Raw genomic sequence first — 506 nt, 5'->3', positions numbered from 1 at the left:
AGGGGGCCGCCTTCGCCACCGGTATTCCTCCAGATCTCTACGCATTTCACCGCTACACCTGGAATTCTACCCCCCTCTACGAGACTCAAGCTTGCCAGTATCAGATGCAGTTCCCAGGTTGAGCCCGGGGATTTCACATCTGACTTAACAAACCGCCTGCGTGCGCTTTACGCCCAGTAATTCCGATTAACGCTTGCACCCTCCGTATTACCGCGGCTGCTGGCACGGAGTTAGCCGGTGCTTCTTCTGCGGGTAACGTCAATGAGCAAAGGTATTAACTTTACTCCCTTCCTCCCCGCTGAAAGTACTTTACAACCCGAAGGCCTTCTTCATACACGCGGCATGGCTGCATCAGGCTTGCGCCCATTGTGCAATATTCCCCACTGCTGCCTCCCGTAGGAGTCTGGACCGTGTCTCAGTTCCAGTGTGGCTGGTCATCCTCTCAGACCAGCTAGGGATCGTCGCCTAGGTGAGCCGTTACCCCACCTACTAGCTAATCCCATCTG

At 55.3% G+C, this 506-nt stretch carries 1 rRNA gene; it reads right to left on the bottom strand.

The annotated features are described in order from the left end of the window. Window positions 1-506, bottom strand: a 16S ribosomal RNA gene (locus FN960_RS23430); the annotation flags it as partial.

The organism is Alkalicoccobacillus porphyridii (genome assembly GCF_007293315.1).
Taxonomy (GTDB): Bacteria; Bacillota; Bacilli; order Bacillales; family Bacillaceae_D; genus Alkalicoccobacillus; species Alkalicoccobacillus porphyridii.
The sequence above is the reverse complement of the archived record's forward strand: the minus strand, read 5'-3'. Positions and strand labels throughout refer to the sequence as shown.